We start from the raw sequence: 23,449 nt of genomic DNA, 5'->3' as shown, positions 1-23,449 counted from the left end.
CCGCGGATTGCCGACGACGACCGGGCGGGACACGATGCGGACGTGACCACCGGCATCCCCCTCGACCTGTCCGCCCGCGCCGCCTCCGCAGGCGGGTCCGCGCGGCTCGGCGGCTACCTCGCCGTCCCCGACGGGCCCGGCCCGTGGCCCGGCATGGTGCTGGTGCACGAGGCCTTCGGACTGGACGCCGAGATGCGCGGCCATGCGGACCGGCTCGCCCGGATGGGCTTCCTGACCCTCGCCCCCGACCTCTATAGCGCGGGCGGGGCGCGGCGCTGCCTGGTGAGCACCTTCCGCGCGCTGTTCTCGGGTCGCGGAAGGGCGTTCGCGGACATCGAGGCCGCCCGCGCGGAGCTGGCCGAGCGTCCGGACTGCACGGGCCGGATCGGCGTGATCGGGTTCTGCATGGGCGGCGGGTTCGCACTGCTCACGGCCGCCCGCGGCTTCGACGCCTCGTCCGTCAACTACGGACAGCTCCCGCGCGACCTCGACGCCACGCTCGCGGGCGCCTGCCCGATCGTCGCGAGCTACGGCGGGCGGGACGTGTCGCTGCGAGGTGCGGCCGGGACGCTGGAGGCGGCGCTGACCAGGGCGAACGTGCCCCACGACGTCGTCGAGTACCCGACCGCGAGCCACGCCTTCCTCAACGAGACCGACAACGCCCCGCCCCTCATGCGCCCCCTCGTGCGGATCGCCGGCTTCGGCCCCGCCCCGGAAGCCGCGGCCGACGCGTGGCACCGCATCGAGCACTTCCTGACAACCCACCTCACCTGACCTCGGAGCCACCCCACACCAGACCACCCACCCGAGAACCCGCGAGTCCACCACCCCGGCCGACCAGTCGGACCCCAGCGCCCGCGAGTTCGACACCACAGCCCGCGAGTCCGGGGTCAGGCGGCGGCGAAGCTGCGCTTGGAGAGTCCCCACCAGAAGCCGTCGATCGTCGAGGTGCGGGGGGTCTCGGGATTCGTGCTCGCGCCCAGGGTGACGAAGAGCGGGGTGAAGTGCTCCACGGTCGGGTGGGCGTACGGCATCCCCGGCGCCGTGGAACGGTAGGCGGCGAGCTCGTCGACGTCCCCGCGGGACAGTGCCTCGGCCGCCCAGGCGTCGAACTGCCTCGACCAGCCCGGGGCCTCGACCCGGCCGGTCATGACCTCGCGGGTGAGGAACGGCAGGCCGTGCGTCGTGAAGCCGGAGCCGATCACCAACACGCCCTCCTCGCGCAGGTCCCGCAACCGGGCACCGAGCGACAGCAGACCCGCCGGGTCCCCGGTCGGCAGCGAGAGCTGGATGACCGGGATGTCCGCCTCGGGGTACATGGCCGTGAGCGGCACCCAGGCGCCGTGGTCCAGGCCGCGACCGGTCTCGTGGACGTTCTCACTGCTCAACGCCCCCATCACGCGGCGAGCGAGGTCCGCGGCGGCCGGGGTGTCGTAGCGCATCCGGTAGTACATCGGGTCGAAGCCGCCGAAGTCGTAGACCGGCGTGACGGCCGCGTCCGCCGAGGAGATCGCCAGCGGTGCCTCCTCCCAGTGCGCGGAGACGATCAGCACCGCCCTCGGCCGCGGCATCGACCGCGCCCAGGTGAACAGCTCGGCCATCCAGCCCGCGTCCTCGAACAGCGGCGGCGCGCCGTGGCTGAGGAACAGGGCGGGCAGCGCCCCGTCCGACGGGGTCCAGACGGCGTGCTCACCGGCCTCCGCGACCCGCGCGAGATGGGCGTCGAAGGGATGGGTGCTCATGCCGTGCTCCTCGGGTCGGAATGTTGAACGTTCATCTGAGGACGACGGTAGCACCGGATCGTCCAACGTTCAACAATCAGGCGGCGAGCGCCGCGTACCGCCCCGCCCCCGCGACGAGCGACTCGTGGGTGCCCCGCTCGATCACGCGGCCGTGGTCGATCACGGCGATCTGGTCGGCGTCTCGCACCGTGGAGAGCCGGTGGGCGATGGTGATCGTCGTCCGGCCCTTCGCCAGCTCGGTGAAGGCCCGCTGCACCGCGCGCTCGGTCTCGGTGTCCAGCGCACTGGTGGCCTCGTCGAGGACCAGCACCTTCGGGTCGCGGAGCAGGGTCCGCGCGATGGCGATCCGTTGCTTCTCCCCGCCGGAGAACCGGTACCCCCGCGAGCCGACGACGGTGTCGTACCCGTCCGGGAGCGAGGCGATCAGCTCGTGCACCTGCGCCGCGCGGGCGGCGGCCTCGATCTCGGCGTCCGTCGCCGAGGGCTTGGCGTACCGCAGGTTCTCCCGGACGGTGGTGTGCAGCAGGTAGGTCTCCTGGCTCACCACCCCGACGATCCCGGCGAGATCGGCCAGCCGCAGGTCGCGCACGTCGACGCCGTCGATCGTGATGCGCCCGGCGTCCGGGTCCTGCAGCCGCGAGACCATCGACGCGAGCGTCGACTTGCCGGAGCCGGTCTCCCCGACCAGGGCCAGGTTCGTCCCGGCGGGCACGTCCAGGGACACCCCGGCGACGGCCGCGGCGTCGCTGCCCGGGTAGCTGAAGGTCACGTCCTCGAACCGGACGTGGCCGCGCACCCCGTCGAGCGAGACCGGCGCCACCGGGTCGTCCACCTCGACGGGCAGGTCCAGGTACTCGAAGATCCGGGCGAACAGGGCCAGCGAGCTGACCAGCGAGACCCCGACCCCGAGCAGGCCGGTGATCGGCCGGAACAGGTTGCCCTGCAGTGCGGTGAAGGCGACCAGGGTGCCGATCGTCATGGCCCCCGGGAAGGCGCCCGCGGACAGGTAGATGACGGCCGGGATGGCCGCGAAGATCACGGTGGTGGCGGCCATCCGCCAGCGGCCCGCGAGCTGGCTGCGCAGCTCCAGGTCGACGAGCCGCTCCGAGCCGGACGTGAACCGGTCGACGACCGCGGGTCCCGCCCCGAGGGTCTTGGAGAGCTGGATCCCGGAGATCGACAGCCCCTCTTCGACGGTGACGTTGAGGTCCGCGAGCTCGCGCTGCTGGCGCGCGGTGATCGAGCGGCGCATGTGGGCCACCCGGCGCGACAGCCAGATCGACGGCGGCAGGACCACCAGCGAGATCAGGGTCAGCTGCCAGGACAGGGCGAGCATGGCGACGAGGGTGGCGACGACCGTCGTCAGGTTGGAGGCGATCGACGTGGCCGTGGAGGTGACCACGGACTGCATCCCGCCGATGTCGTTGGTGATCCGGGACTGCACCTCGCCGGTGCGGGTCCGGGTGAAGAAGGCGAGCGACTGGCGCTGCAGGTGGGCGAAGACGGTCGTGCGCAGACCGTGCATGACCTCCTGGCCCACGCGGGTGGAGATCCAGGTCTGCACGACACCCAGGCCGGCGGTCACGGCGGCGACGCCGACCATGCCGAGGGTGAGCCGGACCAGCAGGGTGAGGTCCCGCTCGGGCAGCGCCGTGTCGATCACGGCCTTGAGCAGGAACGGCGAGGCCATCGCCACGACGGACGAGGCCACGATGATCAGGGTGACCACCGCGAGCGGGCCGCGGTGCGGGGTGAAGAGCCTGCCGATGCGGCGGAGCGAGACCTCGCGGGCCTGCTCCTTCTCGGCGGCGGTGACGGTGCGGCGGCCGGGGCGCTCGGCGCCGTCCGGACGACCTGGTCGGTTCTGTTGCGGGTCCAAGTGGAGCCCCTCTCGTCGCGGTATTGCTGAGGTTACCTCAACGTGAGGGAGCAACACCAGTCGCTGCTAGGATGTTCCCGTGGATGCCGAACAGCTCGCCGACGCGTTCTGGGGGGTCGCGCGGCTGCTCCGGGGCCTCACCAAGGAGGCGCTCGCGCCGTGGGCGCTCACGCCCTCGCAGTTCCGCGCCGCGGGGGTGCTGGCGCGGCACGGCTCGATCCGGCTCTCCGCCCTCGCCGAGCACCTGCGCATCGCGCCGCGCTCGGCCACGGAGGTGGTCGACGACCTGGAGTCGCGCGGGCTCGCCGAGCGCAGCCCCGATCCCGGGGACCGGCGGGCCACCCTGGTGGCGCTCACCGAGAAGGGGCGCGCGCTCTTCCACGAGATCCGCGCCGCCCGGCACGCCCAGTCCGCGGACCTGTTCGCGGTGCTCGACGAGCAGGACCGCGCGGACCTGGGCAGGATCCTGCGCAGGGTGCAAGAGGCAGCAGGACAGAAGGCAGGACCGGAGTGAACCGCTTCACCACCACGACCGAGTCGGAGTCCGTGGTCGCCGCCGAGCGCGCGGCGATCTGGGCGGTGATCACCGACCCGGTGCTGCTCCCCCAGCTCACCCCGCTGCTGACCAGCATCGAGACCGACGAGGACCTGTGGCGCTGGTCGATGATCAAGCTCAAGGTGCTGGGCGTGGGGATCCAGCCCACCTTCACCGAGCGGATGCGGTTCACCGAGGGGTCCCGCATCGACTACACCCACGAACCGCCCGCGGGCTCGTCCGAGTACACCGGCGCCGAGGGTTGGTACGTGCTCGAGGACGTCGCGGACGGCACCCACCTGTCCATCCGCCTGACGCTGCACGTGGAGCTGCCGCTGTCCCGCCTGGCGAGCCCCGCGGTGACGGGCCTGATGAACCTCACCCTCCAACGCACCGGCGACCGCTTCGTCACCAACCTGCTCCGCCACCTGGGAGCGGACGAGGTCCCGGGCTCCCGAGTGGTCCGCTGACCTCGCCATGACGGCACGTTTCGTGCTCGGAGCGCGGCAAGATCACCGGTTCCGTGCTCTGAGCGCTGTCCGAACCACGCTCAGAGCACGAAACGTGCCACTAGAACACGACCCTAGGGAATGACGAGCGTGGTCTCCGTGCCGTCGAGGTCGGAGACCGCCATCGCGAGGCCGGTGCGGCGGGGCGGGATGCGGTCGCTGTGCCAGGCCGCCAGCAGCGAGCCCACCTTGTCCGCCATCTGCGTGCGCAGCAGGCGGAAGGAGTCCTCGGCCGTGGTGACGTCGTTGTGCTCCATCCCCACCCAGCCCAGCAGCAGCCACCACGCCCAGGCCGCGGCGCCCGCGTTGGCCACGAAGTCCGGGATCACGGGGACCCCGCGCCCGGCGAGCATCGCCTCGGCCTCGGGGGTGGTCGCGGCGTTGGCGGCCTCGACGACGACCTTGGCCGCGACGTCGTAGCTGTTGTCCGGAGTGATCGCGTAGGAGATCGCGGCGGGCACGAACACGTCCGCCGGGATCCCGACGACAGCGGCGCGCGGCAGCTGCGCCACCCCCGCGGGCAACCGGGTCCGGTCGATCTCCCCGTAGGCGTCCCGCAGGTCGAGCAGGGCCGGGACGTCCAGCCCGTCCGGGCTGTAGAGGGTGCCCGCGGCGTCCCCGACGGCCACGACCTTCATGCCCGCCTCGTGCAGGTACCAGGCCGCGCCGCCGCCCATCGTCCCGATCCCCTGGATCGCGACGGTGGTGTGCTCGACCGCCCACCCGAAGGACTTCGCGGCGCCGAGGCACGCGTGCGCCACGCCGTAGCCGCCGATGACGTCCCCCAGCAGACCGCCGGGAACCTGCGCGTTCAGTCCCTTGTGGACGCGCTCCATGGTGCGCGCCGGGTCGGCGGAGCGGCGGATCGCGGAGTGGTACGACTGCCCCATGCCGAGCGAGGCGAAGACCTCGTCGACCAGGTGCTGCGGCACCCCGAGGTCCTCGGCGGTGACCCAGTGCGCCTCGATCCACGGCCGCATCGCCGCCATGAACCGCTGGAGCACGCCGAACGCGCGGGGGTCCTTGGGGTCGAAGTCGATGCCGCCCTTGGCCCCGCCGACGGGCAGGTCGAACGCGGCGGTCTTGGCGGCCATGCCGCGGGCCAGGTCCTCGACCTCGCCGAGCGTGCAGCCGGCGCGCATCCGGGTGCCGCCGGTCGCGATGCCCGAGCGCAGGGTGTGCACGACGAGGTAGCCGCGGGCCTCGGTCCGCCGGTCCGTCCACGTGAGCCGCAGAACGGGCTCCCGCCCGACGGCGACCTGCTCGGTCCCGGTCTGGCCGAGGGGCTCCTGCATCGTGGTCACGGGCGACCTCCACACTCTGGGCACGACGGAACAGGCCCTCGTCGGGGCCGGTGTTCACGGGGGAGCCGGCGCGCTGTCCGCCGGTGCCACCACTGTGCGGCAGCGGGGCCGCCGCCGTCCATCAACGAATGCTTGAAGGTCGCGTTCACCCGGACTGCATGCGAGGGTGGCGGACGTGGAGCTCTCCCTGTCGCGTCTGCGGATGCTCCGCGAGCTGTACCGCCGCGGGACGGTCACCGCGGCCGCGGCATCCCTGCACTACACCGCCTCGGCGGTCTCGCAGCAGCTCGCGCAGCTCGAACGCGAGGTGGGCGGCACCCTGTTCGAACGGCTCGGCCGCCGGGTGCGGCTGACCGAGCTCGGACTGGTGCTCACCGAGCACGCCGAGGAGATCCTCGGCTCCGTGGAGCGGGCCGAGCTGGCCCTGGAGGAGGCTCGGGACGAGAGGTCCGTGCGGCTCACCGCGGGCGTCTGGGCGTCGGTGACCTCGGGTCTGCTGCCCGCGGCCCTGGCCCGCCTCGCCGAGGAGCACCCCGGCATCCGCGTGAGCACCCGCGAGCTCAGCCCCGAGGAGACGGCCGGGGCGGTCCGGGACGGCGCGCTCGACTTCTCCTTCGTGATCGACTACTCCGGGCACCCGATGTCCTGGGACCCGAGCCTGAGTCGGGAGGTCGTCGCCGTCGAGCAGCTGTACGCGGCGGTGCCCGCGGGGACGCTCGACGGGGCCGAGATCGCCCTGGCCGACCTCGCCGACCGGCCCTGGATCCTCGCGGGCGCGCGCTCGCACTTCGGCCGCGCGGTGCGCAACGCCTGTCGGCGCGCCGGGTTCGAGCCGCGGACCGTCCACGAGGCCGAGGAGCAGTTCACGGCGTTGGCGCTGGTCGCAGGCGGGCTCGGCGTCACGCTGGTGTCCGACCTGGGCCTGGCCCAGCAGCCCCCGGGGGTGGAGGCGGTCCCGCTGACCGAGTCCGTCCTGCGCACGGTGTCGATCGCCTACCGCACCCGCGCCGTCCGCAGGCCTGCGCTGCAGCACGTGATCGAGTCCGTCCGCGCGGCGGCGCGCGACCTGGGCCTGGCCGAACCGGACGAGGCCACCCGCCTGCCCCTGCCCTAGACGTAGACCTAGACGCCCGTGACGAACGCCTCGCGCTCGGCCGGGGTGCCCTCGCGCAGGGCCGACGTCGCGGCCAGGGTGACCAGGCAGACCAGGACCATGTACGCGCTCACCGACAGGCTCGTGCCCGTGGCGCCCACCAGCCACGTCGCCAGCAGCGGGGCGGACCCGCCGCCGAGGATGGCGCCGAACGCGTACGCGAACGACACCCCGGAGTACCGCACCGGCGCCGGGAACAACTCCGCGTAGGTGGCGGCCTGCTGGCCGTAGGTCAGCCCCAGCCCGAAGGCCAGCACGACGACCGCGAGCACCATCAGCCCCACGGACCGGGTGTCGAACAGCACGAAGAACGGCACGCTCCAGACCAGCAGCGCGACCGTCCCCACCAGGTAGGTCCGCCGCCTGCCCCAGCTGTCCGACCAGCGCCCCGAGAGCAGCGTGAACACGCCCCAGGCGAGCGCGCCGACCAGCAGCATCGTCGCGCTGGGGAGACCCAGCGTGCGGGTGCCGTAGGAGGTGATGAACGCGATCAGGATGTAGCCGATCATGTTGTTCGCGATGAACAGCCCGATCGCGACCGACAGCTCGCGCCGGTGGTTCCGCAGCACCGCCGCCAGCGGGGCGGACCGCCGCTCGCGGCGCTCCCGCAGCTCGGTGAACACCGGGCTCTCCGACACCCGCGCCCGCACCCAGAACCCCACGCCGATCTGGGGGTAGGCGCCGAAGTAGCCGCGCCGCCCGGGCGGGGTGTAGACGAAGAGGTCGTACCACTCGATCGTCGTGCCGACGAGGCTTGCGCCGACCACCCGGCGCAGTCCCGAGGCGGGTGGGGCGGACGTGATCGGACCGGGGGTCCGCGTCATCGGAAATCCCCTGTGAGGTGGGTCGTCAAGGCTTTGACGGTAACCGGGGCCACCTCAGGAGGCCAGGGCGTTCAGCGCCGTTTGATCCAGTCCGCGGCGTGCGCGGCGTCGGCGAGGCGGCCCAGCAGCGTGGTGAGCGTGGCGAGCTCGGCGGGGTCCAACAGGCCCGCCCACTGGGCCTCGCGGGCGTTGTGCGCGCGGAAGGTCTCGGCGACCGCCGCGCTCCCCCGCTCGGACAGCGACAACACGACGGACCGGCCGTCGCCCTCCCCCGCCGCCCGCTCCAGCAGACCCGCCCCGACGAGGGTGTTGGCCAGGCTGGACACCGCCGCCCGGCTCATCCCGGACAGCTCCGCGGCCCGCCGCGACTCGACCGGCCCGGAGATCCACAACGTGAACAGCAGCCGCCACGCCGACCAGCTCCAGCCCGCCGGACGGTGCACGGTGGACTCGAGGTCGTAGGTCAGCCCGCTCGCGACCCGGGTCAGCAGCAGGACCAGCGCCATCGCCGACGTGTCCGTCCCCGGCAGGCGCCGGGCCGTCTCGTCGATGGCGGGGCTCGCGAACGAGAGGAGGTCCTCGCTCACCGCGGACCGGCCGACGCCGGGGCCGTGCGCGACGGGACGGGCTCGACCGTCGCGACGGCCGCGCCGGCCCGCGCGACGCCGTGGCCGCGCAGCAGATCGAGCACGGTGACCAGTCCCTCTCGGGGTTCGGGGGGCCTCGGTCGCATTGTGCACCATCGACGCACGTCGCCCACGCAGGTCCGCGAGTCCGACACCACCGCCGCCGAGACCGACGCCGGGGCTCGCGAGTCGGACGTCATGGCGCGCCGGGGACCGCCCTGCCCACCGCTCCACCGGGCACGCGGCGCCCGCGCCACGAGCCTCACTGCAGGGGGATGTCGACGCCTCGCTCCGACTCCGGGCGCGGGCCGTGGATCCGGCGCTCCGCCTCGGTGATCGCCAGGTCGTTGATGCTCGCCTCGCGGCGGACCATCAGCCCCTCGGCGTCGAACTCCCAGTTCTCGTTGCCGTAGCTGCGCCACCACTGGCCGTTCGCGTCCCGGCACTCGTACTGGAAGCGGACCGCGATCCGGTTGTCCGCGAAGGTCCACAGCGACTTGCGCAGGGCGTAGTCCAGCTCGCGCTCCCACTTGTCCGCGAGGAACGCGACGATCTCGGACCGCCCGCGCACGAACCGGTCCCGGTTGCGCCAGACGGAGTCCACGGTGTACGCCAGCGAGACGCGCTCGGGGTCACGGCTGTTCCAGGCGTCCTCGGCGGCCTGGACCTTCTGTCGCGCGGTCTCGAGGGTGAATGGCGGGAGCGGTGGTCGGCTCATGATCTGCAGCATCGGCGCGCCGCATTGCCGAACGGTTGCCACCGGATTGCCGTCGCGTCTCATCAGGTCGCTAGGAGACGCTCCGCCTCGGCGCGCTCGCACTCCTGCACCGCACCCGGCAGGGCGTCTCGGAGCGACCAGCGGGACACCGCGCCGTCCGCCCCGGCGAGCAGACCGCGGGCCAGGGTGAGGTCGATCCGGCGGCGAACCTCGTCCTCGAGGTCGACGTCGCAGGCGAACAGGACCCGCAGCCGCGTCCGGTCCCCCACCCGTCGGACGGCGGTGTGCAGGCGGGCCACCGGGCGCAGCTCGGCGACCACGGCGACCTCGGGACCGGTCGGGTCCCCGTCGGCGGAGAGGTCGAGCTCGGCGGTGTGGGCGAAGGCGCAGCGCATCGGCACAGCATGACAGATCCTGTGGTGCTCGTCACACTCGGCCTGCCGGGTTCGTCCCGGTTCGTCACACGGACGTCGTGGTGCGCTCGTAGCCTCGTTCGGGTGGAGCCCACCCGGATCACGGTCGTCGGCGGACGGCGCGTGGCCTGGACCGAGCACGGCGACCCGGGCGGCGCGCCCGTCGTCTTCCTGCACGGCACCCCGGACAGCCGGGTCGGCAAGTCCTACCTCGACGCGGCGGCCCGCGAGCGCGGCCTGCGGATGATCTGCCCGGACCGGCCCGGCGTCGGTCGCTCCGACCCGCTCCCCGGCCACACGATCGCGGGGTACGCGGGCCAGGTCGCGGCACTCGCCCGCGCTCTCGGCGCCGAGCGCTACGCGGTGCTGGGCTACTCCGGCGGCGGCCCGTTCGCGCTGGCCTGCGCCGCGGGCGCCGACCCGGCCCTGACCGCGGTGACGGTCGTGGCCGGGCTGGGTCCCCTGGACCGGGCGGGAGCCCGCGACGGCGTCTCGGCGGACGACCTGGAGCTCGTCGACCTCGCCCGCGACCGGCCGTGGGTGGGCGCGCTGCTGCTGCGCGTCGAGCGGCTCGGGGTGCGACTGGCCCCGGGGCTCGCGCTGCGCCAGGTGGTCGCCGATCTCGACGACGACGACCGCGCCATGCTCCACCACGTCGGCGGGGACCTGCTGCTGGCCGGGTTCAGGGAGGCGCTGCGACCGGGCCCGCGCGGCGTGCTGACCGAGTACCGGCTGCTCGGGGAGCCGTGGGGGCTGGACTGGCAGGCCGTGCGGGTGCCGGTGCACCTCGTACACGGCGACGCCGACCGGACGGTCCCGTCCCACCACGCCGAGGACGTCCTGGGTCGGCTGCCGACCGGGCTCGGCAGGCTGCACCGGGTCGCGGGCGTGGGGCACGTCTCGATCGTGCGGCACCTCGATGCGGTCCTGGACACCCTCGTGGTCCCCGAGCCCGCGACCTGAGCGGACTCGGCGCGGCCGACGACAGCCACACAGACACCACCGCACGGGTCCGACCCCCAACCCGCGGGTTGTGGTGTCGGAGTCGTGGGCGGCGGTGTCCGACTCGCGGGCTCTGGTGTCCGACTCGCGGGCTCTGGTGTCCGACTCGCGGGCTCTGGTGTCGGACTCGCGGGCTGTGGCGGGTGGCGGTGGGGCGTGGCGGTCGCCGGTCCCGGGCCGGGCAGAATCGCCACCCGTGCGTGCCACCCGGACCGGATCACCGCTTGCGCGGCGCGGGGTCCTCGTCGGGGCGGCCGTGCTGGTCGCGTTGCAGGTCCTGGTCCTCGCCCTCTGGCCCGCCGCCCACACCCTGCTGATCGACCTGCAGGTCTACGTCGCGGGCGGCACCCACGTCCTCGCGGGTGAGCCGCTCTACGCGGGCGGCGTCCTGTTGGACCTGCCCTTCGTCTACCCGCCGATCGCCGCCGTGCTGTTCGTGCCGTTGACCCTGGTCCCGCTGCCGGTGCTGAAGATCGCCTGGACCGCGCTCGGGATCGGCCTGCTGGTGCTGGTCGCGCGCCGGTGCGCGCCCGCGCTGCCGGCCGGGGTCGTCACCCTCCTCGTGGCCGCGGCGCTGTGGCTCGATCCGGTGCGCACCACCCTGTACCTGGGGCAGATCAACGTCGTGCTGCTGGCACTGGTGCTGCTGGACCTGACGGGCCGCAGACGCGGGATCGCCCTGGGCATCGCCGCGGCGATCAAGCTGACCCCGCTGCTGTTCGTGGTGTACCTGCTGCTCACCCGCCGGTTCCGGACGGCGGCGACGGCGCTGGCCACCTTCCTCGCCGCCACCGCGCTCGGGTTCCTCGTCGCGCCCGCCGACTCGGTGCAGTACTGGCTGCGCGGCACCGTGGTGGCCGCGGACCGCATCTCCGCAGTCGCAGGGCCGAGCAACCATGCGCTCGCCGGGACCCTGGGCCGGCTCGGACTGCCGGGCTGGGTAGGGCTCGCGGGGTCCGCAGCACTCGCCTGCGCAGTCCTGGTCGTCGCGGTGCGCCTGGCAGGCGACGAGGCGCAGGCGTCGAGCACAGCCGCGGCGGTGTCGGACTCGCCCGCGGCGGTGTCTCACTCCCCGGCGGCGGTGTCTCACTCGCGAGCGGTGCTGTCGGACGGGGGTGAGGTCGGGGCGCTCGTGGTCGTCGGGCTCGGGTCGGCTGCGGCGGCTCCGTTCGCCTGGTCGCACCACTACGTCTGGTGCGTGCCCCTGCTCGTGCTGCTCGTGGACCGGAGGCGGTGGGTCGGCGTCGCGGCGACCCTGCTCGTGACCGCCGCGGTGATCACGCGGCCGCCGAGCCCCGAGACCGGGCCGATCCCCGCGACCGGCCTGGTCTCGCTCTGGCCGGATGCCTACCTCGTCGGCGTCCTGGTCCTGCTCACGTGTGCGGCGCGAGTGCTGCGGCCTGTGCCTTCGATGCCGCCGCGCTCGGCGTCGCCGACGTGATCGTCCAGGTCACCAGCGCGGCGATCACGACGAACTGCGAGGACGTCCGCGATCACGCGCGGTCGGCGCCCGCCGACGCACGCGAGACCGCCGCGGGGGCCCGGCACCTGGCAGGCGCCGCGGCGGCCCTGCGGGACCAGGAGAGGCGGCTGCTCGCGGACCTACCCGTCGCCCGCCCGGACGGCGCGACCCCGCGGAGCTACCACGAGCTCGTCCGGCCGGTGCTCGGCGCAGCGGTCGCGCACTTCCCGCCGGCGGTGGGCGCGTACCCGGGCAGTCTGCTCGGCGGGTATGACTAGCGGATGCGCACCGCCGTCGTGACCGGAGCCGGATCGGGACTGGGCCGGGTGATCACCCGGGCCCTGCTCGCGGACGGGTGGGCGGTCGCCCTCGCGGGCCGCCGCGCCGACGCACTGGCCGAGACCGCCGAAGGCCACCCGCAGGCCCTGGTCGTGCCGACCGACGTCGGCGACGAGGAGTCCGTGGCCGCGCTGTTCGCCGCCGTCCGGGAGGCGTGGGGGCGGCTGGACCTGCTGGTGAACAACGCGGGCCGGTTCGGCCCCTCGGGGACCCCGGACGAGATGTCCGTGGCGGACTGGCGGGAGACCGTGGAGGTCAACCTGACGGGATCGTTCCTGTGCGCCCGCGAGGCGTTCGCGCTGATGCGGGCCCAGGACCCGCAGGGCGGCCGGATCGTGAACAACGGCTCGATCTCGGCGCACGTGCCCCGCCCGGGCAGCATCGGCTACACCGCGACCAAGCACGCGATCACCGGCCTGACCAGGTCGTTGTCGCTGGACGGGCGCCCCTTCGGCATCGCGTGCGGGCAGATCGACATCGGCAACGCGGCCACCGAGATGACGGCGGGCATCGCGACCGGGGTGCGCCAGGCGGACGGCTCGGTGCGCGCCGAGCCGACCTTCGACGCGACGCACGTCGCGGACGCCGTCCGCTACATGGCGGACCTCCCGCTGACCGCCAACGTGCAGTTCCTGACGATCACCGCGACCACCATGCCGTTCATCGGGCGGGGCTAGAGTCGGATGCGTACGCGACGATGCTTGGAGGAACGGTGAAGACGCGACTGAACTGCCCGTGCGGCGAGCACATCGAGGGCACGGACGAGGACGACCTGATCGCGAAGACCCAGGCGCACCTCAAGGAGAAGCACCCCGGCCACGAGTACACGCCGGACGAGATCCTCTTCATCGCCTACTGAGGACCTAGCCCCAGGGCACGAACGGCGGCAGCTCGCTCGCCCGGCCGGTGAACTCGGCCGGGCGCTTCTCCAGGAAGGCGGCCACGCCCTCCTTGCCGTCGGCGATCGAGGTGTGGAACATCGCCAACGAGTCGATCCGGTGCGCCTCGACCGGGTGCGGCGCGGCGCTGTTCTGCCACATCATCCGGCGCATCAACGCGGTGGCGACCGGCGAGTGCCCGTCGACGAACCGGTGCGCCAGCGCGTAGGCGGTGGGCAGCAGCTCGTCCGCGGGGACGACGGAGCGCAGCAGGCCGCCGTCGAGCGCCTCCTGCGCGGAGAGGAGGTCGGCGCTGTAGACCCACTCCAGCGCCCGGCTGATCCCCACGATCCGCGGTAGGAACCAGCTCGATGCCGCCTCCGGCACGATCCCCAGCCTGCCGAACACGAACCCGATGCGGGCCTCGTCCGAGGCGAGGCGGACGTCCATCGGCAGCGTCATCGTGGCGCCGATGCCCACCGCGGGCCCGTTGATCGCCGCGATGACCGGCTTGGTGCAGCGGAAGACGGCCAGCGAGACCTTCCCGCCGGTGTCCCGGACGCCGTCGGCGATCGCCGGGTCGTCGAAGCGGTCGTAGAGGTCGGCGAGGGTGGGGTGCTGGGACTCGTCGAGACCGAAGACGTTGCCCTCGGACGAGAGGTCCATGCCTGCGCAGAACGCACGGCCCGCGCCGGTGACGACGATCGCGGCCACGTCGTCGTCCGCGCTCGCCCGGTCGTACGCGGCGATCAGCTCGTCGGCCATCGTCACGGTGAACGCGTTGAGCTGGTCCGGGCGGTTCAGGGTGAGGGTGAGGATCCCGTCGGTGACGGTGTAGTCGAGCGTCTCGTAGGCCATGGGGTCCAGTGTCGCCGGTAACGCAGGGCAGCGATGACCCGACATGGCGTAGGTGAGGAGTCGCTGGCGTCCGGGCTGGCGCGCGTGGCTCGGCGGCGTCGCCCTGCTCGTGGCGCTCTACGCCGGCTACCGCGGCTTCGCGGGCATCGGCCTGGTCACCACGCGGGTGGTGGTCGTCCTCGCGGCAGTGGTCGCGGGCGCGGTGCTCGTCATGGCGCTGCTCGCGCACCCCGGCCCGATGCGCACCCCGGCGCTGCGCGCGGCCGTCGCGCTGGCCGCGTACTTCGTGGCCCTCGCCGCCTGGCCCGCGGTGGGCTCGTCCGGCTACCACCTGGGGGGCGCGATCGTGGCCGCCGTCCTGGCCGTCGGCCTCTACCTGCGCCACCGGGACGGCGTCGGCGGGGCGGACGCCGTCGTCATGCTGGCCGTGGCGGCCGGGCTGGCGCTGGCGCTCGCCGTCGCGCTGCACGCCCTGGCCTCCGGGGACGCGCTCGGCGGCGCCGGGCTGGTGGCCGCGGGCTGCGTGGGGGCGGTGGGGTATCTCGCGGCGTCGGTGGTGGTCGTCGGGCCGCTCCCCGACATCCCGCTGCCGCGGGTCGGCGAGGACGACCCCGTCACCGGAGGAAACGGTCGATCACGGGAGCCAGCTCGTCCGGCTCCGTGAGCAGCGCGAGGTGCCCGCCCCGGTAGACGTGCAGCGTCGAGTCCCCGATGCCGCGGCTCAGGATCCGCGCGTTGACCAGCGGGATGATCGGGTCGTCGTCCCCGGAGACGACGAGGGTGGGCGCCTTGATCAGCCGCAGCGCGGGCAGCGTGGTCCAGCCCGCGCCCGCCAGCAGCTGGAAGAGGTAGCCGCGGTCCGTGGTGCCCCCGTGCAGGAGGGCGGCGGCGCGCTCGGGATGGGTGCGCAGGGTGCCGCCGTAGATCTCGCCCGCCACCGTGGCGGCGTAGGCCGGGTCCCGGTAGCGACGCGGCGTGAGCATCTTGCTCAGCACCGACGGCCGGGCGGGGACCATCAGGGACCCGGTGCCGGTGGCGACGAGGACGAGCCTGCGGACCAGCGCCCGGTCGCTGAGCGCGATCTGCTGGGCGAGTCCGCCGCCCCAGGAGTAGCCGAGGACGTCCACCTGCTCGTGGCCCAGCTCACGGACCAGCGCCGCGACGGTCGGGGCGAACGTGGCCATGTGGTACGGCAGCCGCGACCGGGGCGACCCGCCGATGCCCGGGACGTCGAAGCGGATGACCTCGAGGTCCTGCGGCAGGGCCGCGACGAACGGGTCCAGCATCTCCCAGCGTGCGCCGATGCCGTTGCACAACAGCAGCGGGGTGCGGGTCCCGTTCCCGGGGCGCACGTGCACCCGCAGGGTCCGGCCGCCCACCGTCAGATCCGTGAGGGTCATGGGGACGATCCTCGCGGACCGGGCGGGCCGCCGCGCGCCCGGATGAGAATCCCCACGCCTCTCAGAGCTCGACGCGCACCGCCGCTCCGGTGCGCAGGCTCACCCCCGCGGCGTCGGCCAGGACGAGCGCGGCCCGGCCGTCGGCGAAGGACGGCGACGGGGCCGTGCCGGACTCCACCGCGGCGACGAAGTGGTCCAGCTCGGCCGCGTAGGCGGTGGTGTAGCGCTCGAGGAAGAAGTTCAGGTAGGGCGCGGCGGCCTCGCTGCGCTCCGCCCCGGCGTAGCGCACGCTGGTCGGGAGCTGGTTCTGCGCGCTCAGCATGCCGGTGGCGCCGAAGGCCTCCAGCCGCTGGTCGTAGCCGAAGGAGCAGCGGCGGCTGTTGGTGATCTGCGCGAGCGCGCCGGTGTCCGACCGCAGCGTGACGACGGCCCCGTCGATGTCCCCCACCTGCGCGATCTCCTCCGAGATCAGGTTCGAGCCCATCGCGGACACCGCGACGACCTCGCCGCCGCCCTGCGCGCCGAGGACGAAGCGGGCCATGTCGAAGTCGTGGATCGTCATGTCGCGGAACAGCCCGCCCGACGTCCCGACGTAGCCGGGGGGCGGCGGCGCCGGGTCCCGGCTGATGATCACGACCTGCTCCAGCGCGCCGATCTCGCCCGCCGCGACGCGCTCGCGGATCTCCCGGAAGGACGGGTCGAAGCGCCGGTTGAAGCCGAGCATCACGGTGGGGGCGTAGGGCTCGATCTCGGTCCGGCACGCGTCGACGCGGGCGATGTCCAGGTCGATGGGCTTCTCGCACAGCACGGCCTTGCCCGCGCGCACCGCGGCGGTCAGCAGGTCGATGTGGGTGGCCGTGGGCGAGGCGATGATCACGGCGTCCACCTCGGGGTCCGCCAGGACCGCGGCGACGTCGGTGGAGTGTCGGGCGCCGTGCAGGCCCGCGACCTCCTCGGCCGCCGCCTCGATCGGGTCGTACACCCACGCGAGCCGGGCGCGGGGGTGCGCGGTGACGGCGGTGGCGTGCACACGGCCGATCCGGCCGCAGCCGAGCAGGGCCACTCGCAGCATCGGGAGCTCCTTTGGATCGATCTAAGTTCGCCGGCGAGTGTGCGGCAGCGTGGAGCGGCGCGTCAAGGGTGCGGCGGGGTCAGGGGGCCGGCGCGGTGGTGCTGCGGACGACCAGGTGCGGGGTCAGGCGGATGTGCTTCGGCTCGGAGGTGTCGCCCTCGGCGCGGTCGAGAGCCGCCCCGACGGCGATGCGCGCGATCTCCCCCGCGTCCTGCGCGACGGTGGTGAGGTCGACGTGGGCGAGGCGGGCGAGCTGGCTGTCGTCGTAGCCGATCACGCTGACCTGCTCGGGGACCCCGATCCCGCTGCGGCGCAGGGCGTCCAGCACGCCGACCGCGCACTGGTCGTTGTTCGCGAGGATCGCCGTGGGCAGGTCCGGGCGCAGCGCCTCGACGGCCGCGGCCCCGGAGACCTCGGTGTTGTCCCCCGGCACGATCCGCTCCGGCAGGCCGTGGCGGCGCACGGCGGCCCGGTATCCCGCGCGGCGCTGGGCCGCGCCCGGCTGCTCACCCCCGTCGACCATCGCGATCGCGGTGTGCCCCAGCGCCACCAGGTGCTCGACGGCCGCGCCCACACCCTCGTCGTCCGCGCTCGCCACCGCGTCGACGGGCCCCGGCTCCCCCACGTGCCCGACGTCCACCACCGGCACCTCCGCCGCCAGCTCGGCCAGCCGCTCCGCGCCGTAGCGCCCGCCGAGCAGCAGCAGCGCCTCGCACCGGGACGCCAGCAGCGCCGCGACCGCGCGGTCCGCGGTGCGGGCGGGCGACACCGCGCCGAGCACGACGGAGAAGCCGCGGGCCTCGGCGGCCGGGTAGACGCCGTCGAGCAGGTCCGCGTGGAAGGCGTCCCGCGCGGTGAACACCACCCCGAGCAGGCCGCTGCGCCCGCGCCGCAGCAGCTGCGCCGCCGGATCCGGGACGTAGCCCAGCGCGGCCGCGGCCGCCCGGACGCGCTCGCGCGAGGCCGCGCTGGGGCCGCGCTCGTCCCGGATCACCAGCGAGGCGGTCGCCCGGGAGACCCCGGCCAGCGCCGCGACGTCCTTGAGCGTGGGCCTGCGCGACATGCCCGGACTCTAGGCGACGATCTCCAGGTCGCCGGTGAGCCGCAGCCGTCCGCGCACGTCCCCGGCCAGCAGCGTCTTCGCCAGCTTGCGCTCCACCTCGCGGGCGATCACCCGGCGCAGCGGCCGCGCGCCGAACGCGGGGTCGTAGCCCAGCTCCGCGAGCCGGTCGAGCGCGGCGGGCTCCACGTCCAGCTCCACGCCCTGCGCCCGCAGTCGCGCCCGGGTCTCCTCCAGCATCATCCCGGCGATCTCGCGGATCTCGCTGCGGGACAGGGGGTCGAAGGGCACGATGTCGTCGATCCGGTTCAGGAACTCGGGCCGCAGCGCCAGCGACTCGACGCCCACGTTGCCGGTCATCACGATCAGGGTGTGCCGGAAGTCGACGGTGCGGCCGCGGGCGTCCGTGAGCCTGCCCGCGTCGAGCACCTGGAGCAGCGTGGCGAGGACCTCGGGATGGGCCTTCTCGATCTCGTCCAGCAGCACGACCGAGTAGGGGTTGCGCCGCACCGGCTCGGTGAGCTGCCCGGCGTCCTCGTGACCGACGTACCCCGGCGGCGCCCCGACCAGCCGGTTCACCGCCGCGCGGTCCGCGTACTCGGTCATGTCCAGCCGCACGAGGTGGTCCACCGACCCGAACAGCACGGCGGCCAGCGCCCGGGCCAGCTCGGTCTTGCCGACCCCCGTCGGGCCCAGGAACAGGAACGACCCCGCGGGCCGGTCCGGGCCCGCGAGCCCCGCGCGGGAGCTGCGCACCGCGTCCGCGACGGCCTCGACCGCGCGGCGCTGCCCCACCACGCGGCGGCCCAGGTGGTCCTCCAGCGCGAGCAGCCGGGCCCGCTCCGACGTCGTCAGCTCGGCGACCGGGATCCCCGTGCGGTCGGCGACGATCTCGGCGATCTCCCGCGCGCCGATCTCCCCCGCGGTCCGGCCGGTGTCCAGCACCAGCCGCTCCAGCTCGCGGTCCAGCAGCGCGACGCGCTCGGAGTCCCCGGCGTCCGCGGCGACCTCGCGGGCCCGGACGAGCTCGTCCACCCGTTTGTCCGGCTCGGTGTCCGAGACGCCGCGCATCCCCGACCGCGCCGACGCCCGGTCGACGAGGTCGATCGCCTTGTCCGGCAGGAAGCGGTCCCGCAGGTAGCGCACGGACAGCGTGACGGCGGCGTCCAGCGCGGCGTCGGTGATCCGGACCTCGTGGTGGGCCTCGTACCGGGGCCGCAGCCCGCGCAGGATCGCCAGCGTGGCCTCGGGCGACGGCTCGCCCAGCCGGACGGCCTCGAAGCGGCGGTCCAGCGCGGCGTCCCGCTCGATGTGCTTGCGGTGGTCCTCGGGCGTGGTGGCCCCGACGAGCTGGAGCTCCCCGCGCGCGAGGGCGGGCTTGAGGATCGCGGCGGCGTCCATCGCCTGGTCCTGCGCCGACCCCGCGCCGACGACGAGGTGCAGCTCGTCCACGAACACCACCAGCGAGCGCCCGGCCGCGACGATCTCGTCCACCACCGCGGTGAGCCGCTCCTCGAACTGGCCGCGGTACTGGGTGCCCGCGACCATGCCCGCGAGGTCCAGCGCGACCAGCCGCACGTCCCGCAGCGCGACCGGCACGTCTCCGGCCACGATCCGCTGCGCCAGCCCCTCGACGACGGCGGTCTTGCCGACCCCCGGCTCCCCCACGAGCACGGGGTTGTTCTTGGTCCGCCGGGCCAGTACCTCGATGACCTGGTCGATCTCGGCGTCTCGGCCGATCACCGGGTCCAGCCGCCCGGCGCGGGCCGCGGCGGTGAGGTCGTCGCCGTACTTGTCCAGCCGCCGGGTCCGCCGGTCGCCGCGGGGCGGGGCGGTCTGCCGCTCCGCCGTGCCCTCCTCGCGGGGGCGCTCCGGGTCGGTGAGGTCCTCGGGCAGCCCGAGCCCGTTCACCAACCCCCGCAGCAGCCCCTCGAGCGGCCCCAGGGGGCCACCCTGACCGAACGGATCGTCCCGATCCTGTGCCACGGCGCCTCCCCGGGGTGTGTCTGTTCGGTTGTACCCGTTCTCAGCCGAGCCTGACCGGGAGCTCGGTGACGCCGTGCACCAGCACGCTGCGGCGGTAGGCCAGGTCCGCCGGGTCGACGGTGAGGGCCAGGTCCGGGTAGCGGGTGAACAGCGTCTCCAGGGCCACCCGGCCCTCGATCCGCGCGAGCGGGGCGCCCAGGCAGTGGTGCAGCCCGTAGCCGAACGCGAGGTGCCCGCGGTCCTCCCGCGTGACGTCCAGCTCGTCCGCCTCGGCGAACCGCGCGGAGTCCCGGTTGGCGGCGGAGAGTCCCAGGATCACCACGGCGCCCTCGGGGATCGTGGTCCCGGCGATCTCGACGTCCTCGGACGCGAACCGGGCCGGGGTGTTCGTGACCGGCGAGTCCCAGCGCAGGAACTCCTCGACGGCGGTGGGCCACAGCTCGGGCTTGCCCGCCAGGGCGGCGCGCTGCTCGGGGTGGGTGAGCAGGGCGAGCACCCCGTTGCCGATCAGGTTCACGGTGGTCTCGTGGCCCGCGATGAGCAGCATCATGCCCATGGCCACCAGCTCCTCCTGCGAGAGCGCGTCGCCCTCGTCGGAGACCTGGGTCAGGGCGCTGAGCAGGGCGCCGTCCGGCTGGGCGCGCTTGCGCTCGACGAGGTCGCCGAGGTAGCCCGCCAGCTTCCGCGAGGCCGCCATCTTCTCGTCGCCGGTCGACTCGTCGATCATGGTCGAGGACCAGGCGCCGAAGTCGTCGCGGTCCTCCGCGGGCACGCCGAGCAGCTCGCAGATGACCTGGACCGGGAGCAGGAACGCGTAGTCCCGCATGAGGTCGCCCTCGGCCGGGAGGGCCGCGGCCAACTCGTCGGCGATCTGCCGGACGCGCGGGCGCAGCTCCTCGATCCGGCGCACCGTGAACGACCGGCTGACCAGCTTGCGGAGCCGCGTGTGGTCCGGCGGGTCCATCAGCAGCATCATCGGCATGGGGGCGGCGGGCATCGCGGCGCGCTGGTCGGCGGGCAGCGTGTAGCGCCAGTCCTTGGACAGCCGGGGGTCCACGAACGCGGCGCGGACGTCCTCGTAGCGCGTGACGATCCACATGGGGCCGTCGGGCAGGTCCAGCCTGCGGACGGGCTCGTCGGCGCGCAGCTCGGCCAGGGCGGGGAAGGGATCGGCCCAGTAGGACCCGTCGAAGAGCTCTCTGCCAGCGGTGGTGGTCGGCGCCATGGCTCCATCGTGCCCGACGACCGCGCCGCCCGCTTACACCGAGGCGCCCGGTGTAACGTTCAGAGCCGAGCCGGGGAGACCCGCGCCGCCGTGACCGGGATGTCCGCGGGCACCGGCGCGCCGGTGAGCACCGCCGCGCCGAGGGCGGCCAGCGCGGGCGCGGACTCGATCCCGGACCCGCCGTGCCCGGCGAAGAAGTGGAACCCGGGATGCTCCGGCCTGCTCCCGACGACGGGGTCGCGGTCCGGCGCGAAGGTCCGCAGCCCGGCCCACGCCGTCCGGACCGAGCGCAGACCGAGGTGCAGGGCCTCCTCGGTCCGCTCCAGCGCCGACGCGACGTCCAGCTCGTCCGGCTTCGCGTCCCCGGGTCCGACGGGTGTCTCGTCGCTCGGCGACAGCAGCAGCGCGTCCCCCTCGGGCTTGGCGTAGAAGCGGTCGGCGGCGTCGATCAGCATCGGCATGCCCGCCGGGACGGCGCACGGTGAGATCGCGATGGTGCGGCGGTAGGGCTGCAGCCGCGCGCCGCGCACGCCTGCCAGCCCGGCCAGGGTGTCCGTCCACGCCCCGGCCGCCACGACGACGTCCGGCACCGTCCAGCCGTCGGTCGCGGTCTCCACCCGCCAGCCCGCGATCCCCCCGCCGCAGCCCCCGACCGGCTCGATCCCCGTGACCCGGGCGCCCCGGCGGACCGACCCGCCCCGACGGCGCAGCCCCCGGACGTAGGCGCCGTGCAGGCCGATCGCGTCCGCGTCCGCCGCCTGGACGATCGCGCCCGCCCGGGAGCCACGCAGCCCGGGGCAGGCCCGGTCGGTCTCGGCGCCGGTCAGCGGCCGCGGGCCGTCCGGCTCGGCGGACCACTCGCGCTGCAGGACCTCCAGCTCGCGCTCACCGTCCGCGTCCAGGGCGGTGAAGACCGTGGTCAGCGGCCGGAGGAAGGGCGGGGCGTCGAGCTCCTCGGCGAGCGCGGGGAAGCGCGCGGCGCTGGCCCGGATCAGCGCGCGGAAGGTCGCGGTGCCGTGGCCGGGGATGTAGGTCGCGGCGGAGCGGCCGGTGGAGTGCATCGCCAGCGACGCCTCGGCCTCGAGCAGCAGCACCGTGCGGCTCGCGGCCAGCTCGTAGGCCACCGAGGCGCCTGCGATGCCGCCGCCGATGACGATCACGTCGGGGGTCTGCACGGGACCACGGTAATTCGGTGGCGGGCCCCGCGGGGCGCCCGTACCGTCCTGCGGCATGGACCTGATCACCCTGTGAGTCGGCGCGGTCCGCACCGCGCCCCACACCGTCCCACCTGATCCGTCCGGGCCGCCCTCGCTGTGGCGGCACGACCCCCGTGGAACCGACTGGCACCGGCATGCCTGCGACACGGGGCGATGCGCCGCCCGGGCGCCCCTCTTCCCTCCGGGAGGTCCTCATGCGCGCCACCCCGTCCCCGTCCACCGCCGAGCCCACCAACCGTGCGGCCCGCCGCGCCGCGCGGCGCGGCAAGGCCACCGAAGGCACGACCCCGTCGCGCGTTCCGCCGCGCGACGGGAGGCCGGGCGCCGCGCTGACCAAACCGGCGCACGCCCGGACCGACTTCGCCGCCCGTCGCAGCGGCTGAGTCGGGTCGCGGCGGGGCCGGGTCTCCTGGCCCGGTCCCGCCGCGTCGTGTGTCCGGAGCGGTGATCACCGCTGCGTGCGATCACTGCTGCGTGTGATCACTGCTGCGTCTGATCACTGCTGCGTCTGATCACTGCTGCGTCTGATCACTGCTGCGGGCCACGGCCTACGCTGGGGGGCGTGGTGGACGTCTGGTGGGCGCGGCCCGTCTCCCCGACCGAGGCGCCGGGACTGGTGGGCCTGCTGGACGCCCACGAGCAGGAGCGGCTGCATCGTTTCCGCAGGTCCGCCGATCAGGCCCGCTACCTCGCCGCGCACGCGCTGGCGCGGCTGGTCCTGGCCTCGCGGCTCGGCGGCGACCCCGCCGCGCTCACGATCGACCGGACCTGCCGGTGCGGGAAGCCGCACGGCAAGCCGACCGTGCCCGGGGTCGAGTTCTCGCTGACCCACTCCGGCGACCGGGTGGGGGTGGCGGTGAGCGCGGCCGGTCCGGTGGGCCTGGACGTCGAGGAGCACCGCGACCTGGGCGACCTCGACGGCCTCGCGGGCCACGCCCTGTCCCCCACCGAGCACCGCCCCGCCGACGGGCCCGCGTTCCTGCGCGTGTGGACGCGCAAGGAGGCGCTGCTCAAGGCCACCGGCGAGGGCCTGTCCAGCCCGATGAACGCCATCACCCTGGCCGGGTCCCGGGTGGTCACGTGGACCGACGGGCCCGCGGAGGTGTGGCTCGTCGACCTCGAGGCGGGCCCGGCCCATCCCGCCGCGGTCGCAGGCCTGGGCCCGGAGGCGCCGGAGGTCCGCACGCACGACGGCGACGCCCTGCTGGCCGCGCCACTCGGGCGGCCCGGGAGTCGCTGAGCGGCAC

Annotated in this window: 26 protein-coding genes; 12 read left to right on the top strand and 14 right to left on the bottom strand. The window is 74.4% G+C overall.

All coding sequences use genetic code 11. From position 1 onward, the window contains the following. The first annotated feature begins 66 nt into the window (after positions 1-66). On the top strand, positions 67-774 hold the full coding sequence (locus ABD993_RS24580; RefSeq protein WP_425569135.1) for a dienelactone hydrolase family protein: 708 nt from the start codon (positions 67-69) through the stop codon (positions 772-774). Positions 775-890: 116 nt separating this feature from the next. On the opposite strand, the gene ABD993_RS24575 is transcribed toward ABD993_RS24580, so the two are convergent. Together ABD993_RS24575 and ABD993_RS24570 are read right to left on the bottom strand one after the other, a co-directional pair. Further along, entirely contained in the window at positions 891-1,742 is an 852-nt protein-coding gene (locus ABD993_RS24575) for a dioxygenase family protein (RefSeq protein ID WP_345423010.1), read from the bottom strand. A 76-nt stretch (positions 1,743-1,818) separates the two neighbouring features. After that, positions 1,819-3,621, bottom strand: coding sequence for an ABC transporter ATP-binding protein (locus tag ABD993_RS24570; protein ID WP_345423007.1), 1,803 nt, complete (start codon positions 3,619-3,621; stop codon positions 1,819-1,821). Between the two features lie 79 nt (positions 3,622-3,700). On the opposite strand from ABD993_RS24570, the gene ABD993_RS24565 reads away from it, so the two are divergent. Both ABD993_RS24565 and ABD993_RS24560 read left to right on the top strand, forming a co-directional pair. After that, positions 3,701-4,135, top strand: coding sequence for a MarR family winged helix-turn-helix transcriptional regulator (locus ABD993_RS24565; RefSeq protein ID WP_345423004.1), 435 nt, complete (start codon positions 3,701-3,703; stop codon positions 4,133-4,135). Next, positions 4,132-4,626 carry an SRPBCC family protein gene (locus ABD993_RS24560; protein ID WP_345423001.1) on the top strand — a complete coding sequence of 165 codons (495 nt, stop codon included), beginning with the start codon at positions 4,132-4,134 and terminating at the stop codon, positions 4,624-4,626. Before ABD993_RS24565 ends, ABD993_RS24560 begins: the two co-directional genes overlap by 4 nt. Positions 4,627-4,739: 113 nt before the next feature. Here ABD993_RS24560 and ABD993_RS24555 read toward each other — a convergent pair whose 3' ends face one another. Next, positions 4,740-5,960, bottom strand: a complete 1,221-nt coding sequence (locus tag ABD993_RS24555; RefSeq protein ID WP_345423323.1) for a Glu/Leu/Phe/Val dehydrogenase dimerization domain-containing protein — start codon at positions 5,958-5,960, stop codon at positions 4,740-4,742. Between the two features lie 184 nt (positions 5,961-6,144). Here ABD993_RS24555 and ABD993_RS24550 point away from each other — a divergent pair, with 184 nt between their 5' ends. Further along, a complete protein-coding gene (locus ABD993_RS24550; protein ID WP_345422998.1) occupies positions 6,145-7,083 on the top strand; it encodes a LysR family transcriptional regulator in 939 nt (312 codons plus the stop codon). An 8-nt stretch (positions 7,084-7,091) separates the two neighbouring features. Here ABD993_RS24550 and ABD993_RS24545 read toward each other — a convergent pair whose 3' ends face one another. The 4 genes from ABD993_RS24545 to ABD993_RS24530 form a co-directional block, all read right to left on the bottom strand. Next, positions 7,092-7,946, bottom strand: coding sequence for an MFS transporter (locus ABD993_RS24545; protein WP_345422995.1), 855 nt, complete (start codon positions 7,944-7,946; stop codon positions 7,092-7,094). Positions 7,947-8,017: 71 nt separating this feature from the next. After that, the gene (locus ABD993_RS24540) at positions 8,018-8,533 is read right to left on the bottom strand and encodes a MarR family winged helix-turn-helix transcriptional regulator (RefSeq protein ID WP_345422992.1); all 516 of its coding nucleotides are present in this window, start codon (positions 8,531-8,533) and stop codon (positions 8,018-8,020) included. A 301-nt stretch (positions 8,534-8,834) separates the two neighbouring features. Next, positions 8,835-9,290, bottom strand: a complete 456-nt coding sequence (locus tag ABD993_RS24535) for a nuclear transport factor 2 family protein (protein ID WP_345422989.1) — start codon at positions 9,288-9,290, stop codon at positions 8,835-8,837. A gap of 62 nt (positions 9,291-9,352) precedes the next feature. Then, complete coding sequence (locus ABD993_RS24530; RefSeq protein ID WP_345422986.1) at positions 9,353-9,685, bottom strand: hypothetical protein; 333 nt, start codon at positions 9,683-9,685, stop codon at positions 9,353-9,355. Positions 9,686-9,787: 102 nt separating this feature from the next. On the opposite strand from ABD993_RS24530, the gene ABD993_RS24525 reads away from it, so the two are divergent. From ABD993_RS24525 to ABD993_RS24505, 5 genes are all read left to right on the top strand, one after another. Then, the gene (locus ABD993_RS24525; RefSeq protein ID WP_345422983.1) at positions 9,788-10,666 is read left to right on the top strand and encodes an alpha/beta fold hydrolase; all 879 of its coding nucleotides are present in this window, start codon (positions 9,788-9,790) and stop codon (positions 10,664-10,666) included. 235 nt (positions 10,667-10,901) lie between these two features. Continuing rightward, entirely contained in the window at positions 10,902-12,146 is a 1,245-nt protein-coding gene (locus tag ABD993_RS24520; RefSeq protein WP_345422980.1) for a glycosyltransferase 87 family protein, read from the top strand. Next, on the top strand, positions 12,143-12,445 hold the full coding sequence (locus ABD993_RS24515; RefSeq protein ID WP_345422977.1) for a hypothetical protein: 303 nt from the start codon (positions 12,143-12,145) through the stop codon (positions 12,443-12,445). Before ABD993_RS24520 ends, ABD993_RS24515 begins: the two co-directional genes overlap by 4 nt. A gap of 3 nt (positions 12,446-12,448) precedes the next feature. After that, positions 12,449-13,183, top strand: a complete 735-nt coding sequence (locus ABD993_RS24510) for an SDR family oxidoreductase (RefSeq protein ID WP_345422974.1) — start codon at positions 12,449-12,451, stop codon at positions 13,181-13,183. A 35-nt stretch (positions 13,184-13,218) separates the two neighbouring features. Further along, on the top strand, positions 13,219-13,365 hold the full coding sequence (locus ABD993_RS24505) for a DUF1059 domain-containing protein (RefSeq protein ID WP_345422971.1): 147 nt from the start codon (positions 13,219-13,221) through the stop codon (positions 13,363-13,365). Between the two features lie 4 nt (positions 13,366-13,369). On the opposite strand, the gene ABD993_RS24500 is transcribed toward ABD993_RS24505, so the two are convergent. Further along, a complete protein-coding gene (locus tag ABD993_RS24500; RefSeq protein ID WP_345422968.1) occupies positions 13,370-14,242 on the bottom strand; it encodes a crotonase/enoyl-CoA hydratase family protein in 873 nt (290 codons plus the stop codon). Positions 14,243-14,294: 52 nt separating this feature from the next. On the opposite strand from ABD993_RS24500, the gene ABD993_RS24495 reads away from it, so the two are divergent. Next, positions 14,295-14,906, top strand: a complete 612-nt coding sequence (locus ABD993_RS24495) for a hypothetical protein (protein WP_345422965.1) — start codon at positions 14,295-14,297, stop codon at positions 14,904-14,906. Here ABD993_RS24495 and ABD993_RS24490 read toward each other — a convergent pair. The 6 genes from ABD993_RS24490 to ABD993_RS24465 all read right to left on the bottom strand — a co-directional run bounded on the left by ABD993_RS24490 (position 14,857) and on the right by ABD993_RS24465 (position 22,160). Further along, positions 14,857-15,642: an alpha/beta fold hydrolase gene (locus tag ABD993_RS24490; RefSeq protein ID WP_345422962.1), complete on the bottom strand. Its 786-nt coding sequence runs from the start codon at positions 15,640-15,642 to the stop codon at positions 14,857-14,859. The two genes, ABD993_RS24495 and ABD993_RS24490, sit on opposite strands and share 50 nt — an antisense overlap. A 61-nt stretch (positions 15,643-15,703) precedes the next feature. Then, the gene (gene iolG, locus ABD993_RS24485) at positions 15,704-16,714 is read right to left on the bottom strand and encodes an inositol 2-dehydrogenase (protein ID WP_345422959.1); all 1,011 of its coding nucleotides are present in this window, start codon (positions 16,712-16,714) and stop codon (positions 15,704-15,706) included. A 79-nt stretch (positions 16,715-16,793) separates the two neighbouring features. Then, a complete protein-coding gene (locus ABD993_RS24480) occupies positions 16,794-17,777 on the bottom strand; it encodes a LacI family DNA-binding transcriptional regulator (protein ID WP_345422956.1) in 984 nt (327 codons plus the stop codon). A 9-nt stretch (positions 17,778-17,786) separates the two neighbouring features. After that, positions 17,787-19,760 (bottom strand): ATP-dependent Clp protease ATP-binding subunit, encoded by a 1,974-nt coding sequence (locus tag ABD993_RS24475; protein WP_345422953.1) that lies wholly within the window; start codon positions 19,758-19,760, stop codon positions 17,787-17,789. Positions 19,761-19,800: 40 nt separating this feature from the next. After that, complete coding sequence (locus ABD993_RS24470) at positions 19,801-20,985, bottom strand: cytochrome P450 family protein (RefSeq protein ID WP_345422950.1); 1,185 nt, start codon at positions 20,983-20,985, stop codon at positions 19,801-19,803. A 59-nt stretch (positions 20,986-21,044) separates the two neighbouring features. Next, complete coding sequence (locus tag ABD993_RS24465; RefSeq protein WP_345422947.1) at positions 21,045-22,160, bottom strand: NAD(P)/FAD-dependent oxidoreductase; 1,116 nt, start codon at positions 22,158-22,160, stop codon at positions 21,045-21,047. Positions 22,161-22,396: 236 nt separating this feature from the next. Between ABD993_RS24465 and ABD993_RS24460 the strand changes: the two genes are divergently transcribed. Together ABD993_RS24460 and ABD993_RS24455 are read left to right on the top strand one after the other, a co-directional pair. Next, positions 22,397-22,585 carry a hypothetical protein gene (locus ABD993_RS24460; protein ID WP_345422944.1) on the top strand — a complete coding sequence of 63 codons (189 nt, stop codon included), beginning with the start codon at positions 22,397-22,399 and terminating at the stop codon, positions 22,583-22,585. A 179-nt stretch (positions 22,586-22,764) separates the two neighbouring features. Beyond that, on the top strand, positions 22,765-23,442 hold the full coding sequence (locus ABD993_RS24455; protein WP_345422941.1) for a 4'-phosphopantetheinyl transferase family protein: 678 nt from the start codon (positions 22,765-22,767) through the stop codon (positions 23,440-23,442). Positions 23,443-23,449: the final 7 nt, after the last annotated feature.

Source organism: Pseudonocardia xishanensis, from assembly GCF_039541715.1.
Taxonomy (GTDB): Bacteria; Actinomycetota; Actinomycetes; order Mycobacteriales; family Pseudonocardiaceae; genus Pseudonocardia; species Pseudonocardia xishanensis.
This window is presented reverse-complemented; position numbering and strand designations above follow the sequence as displayed.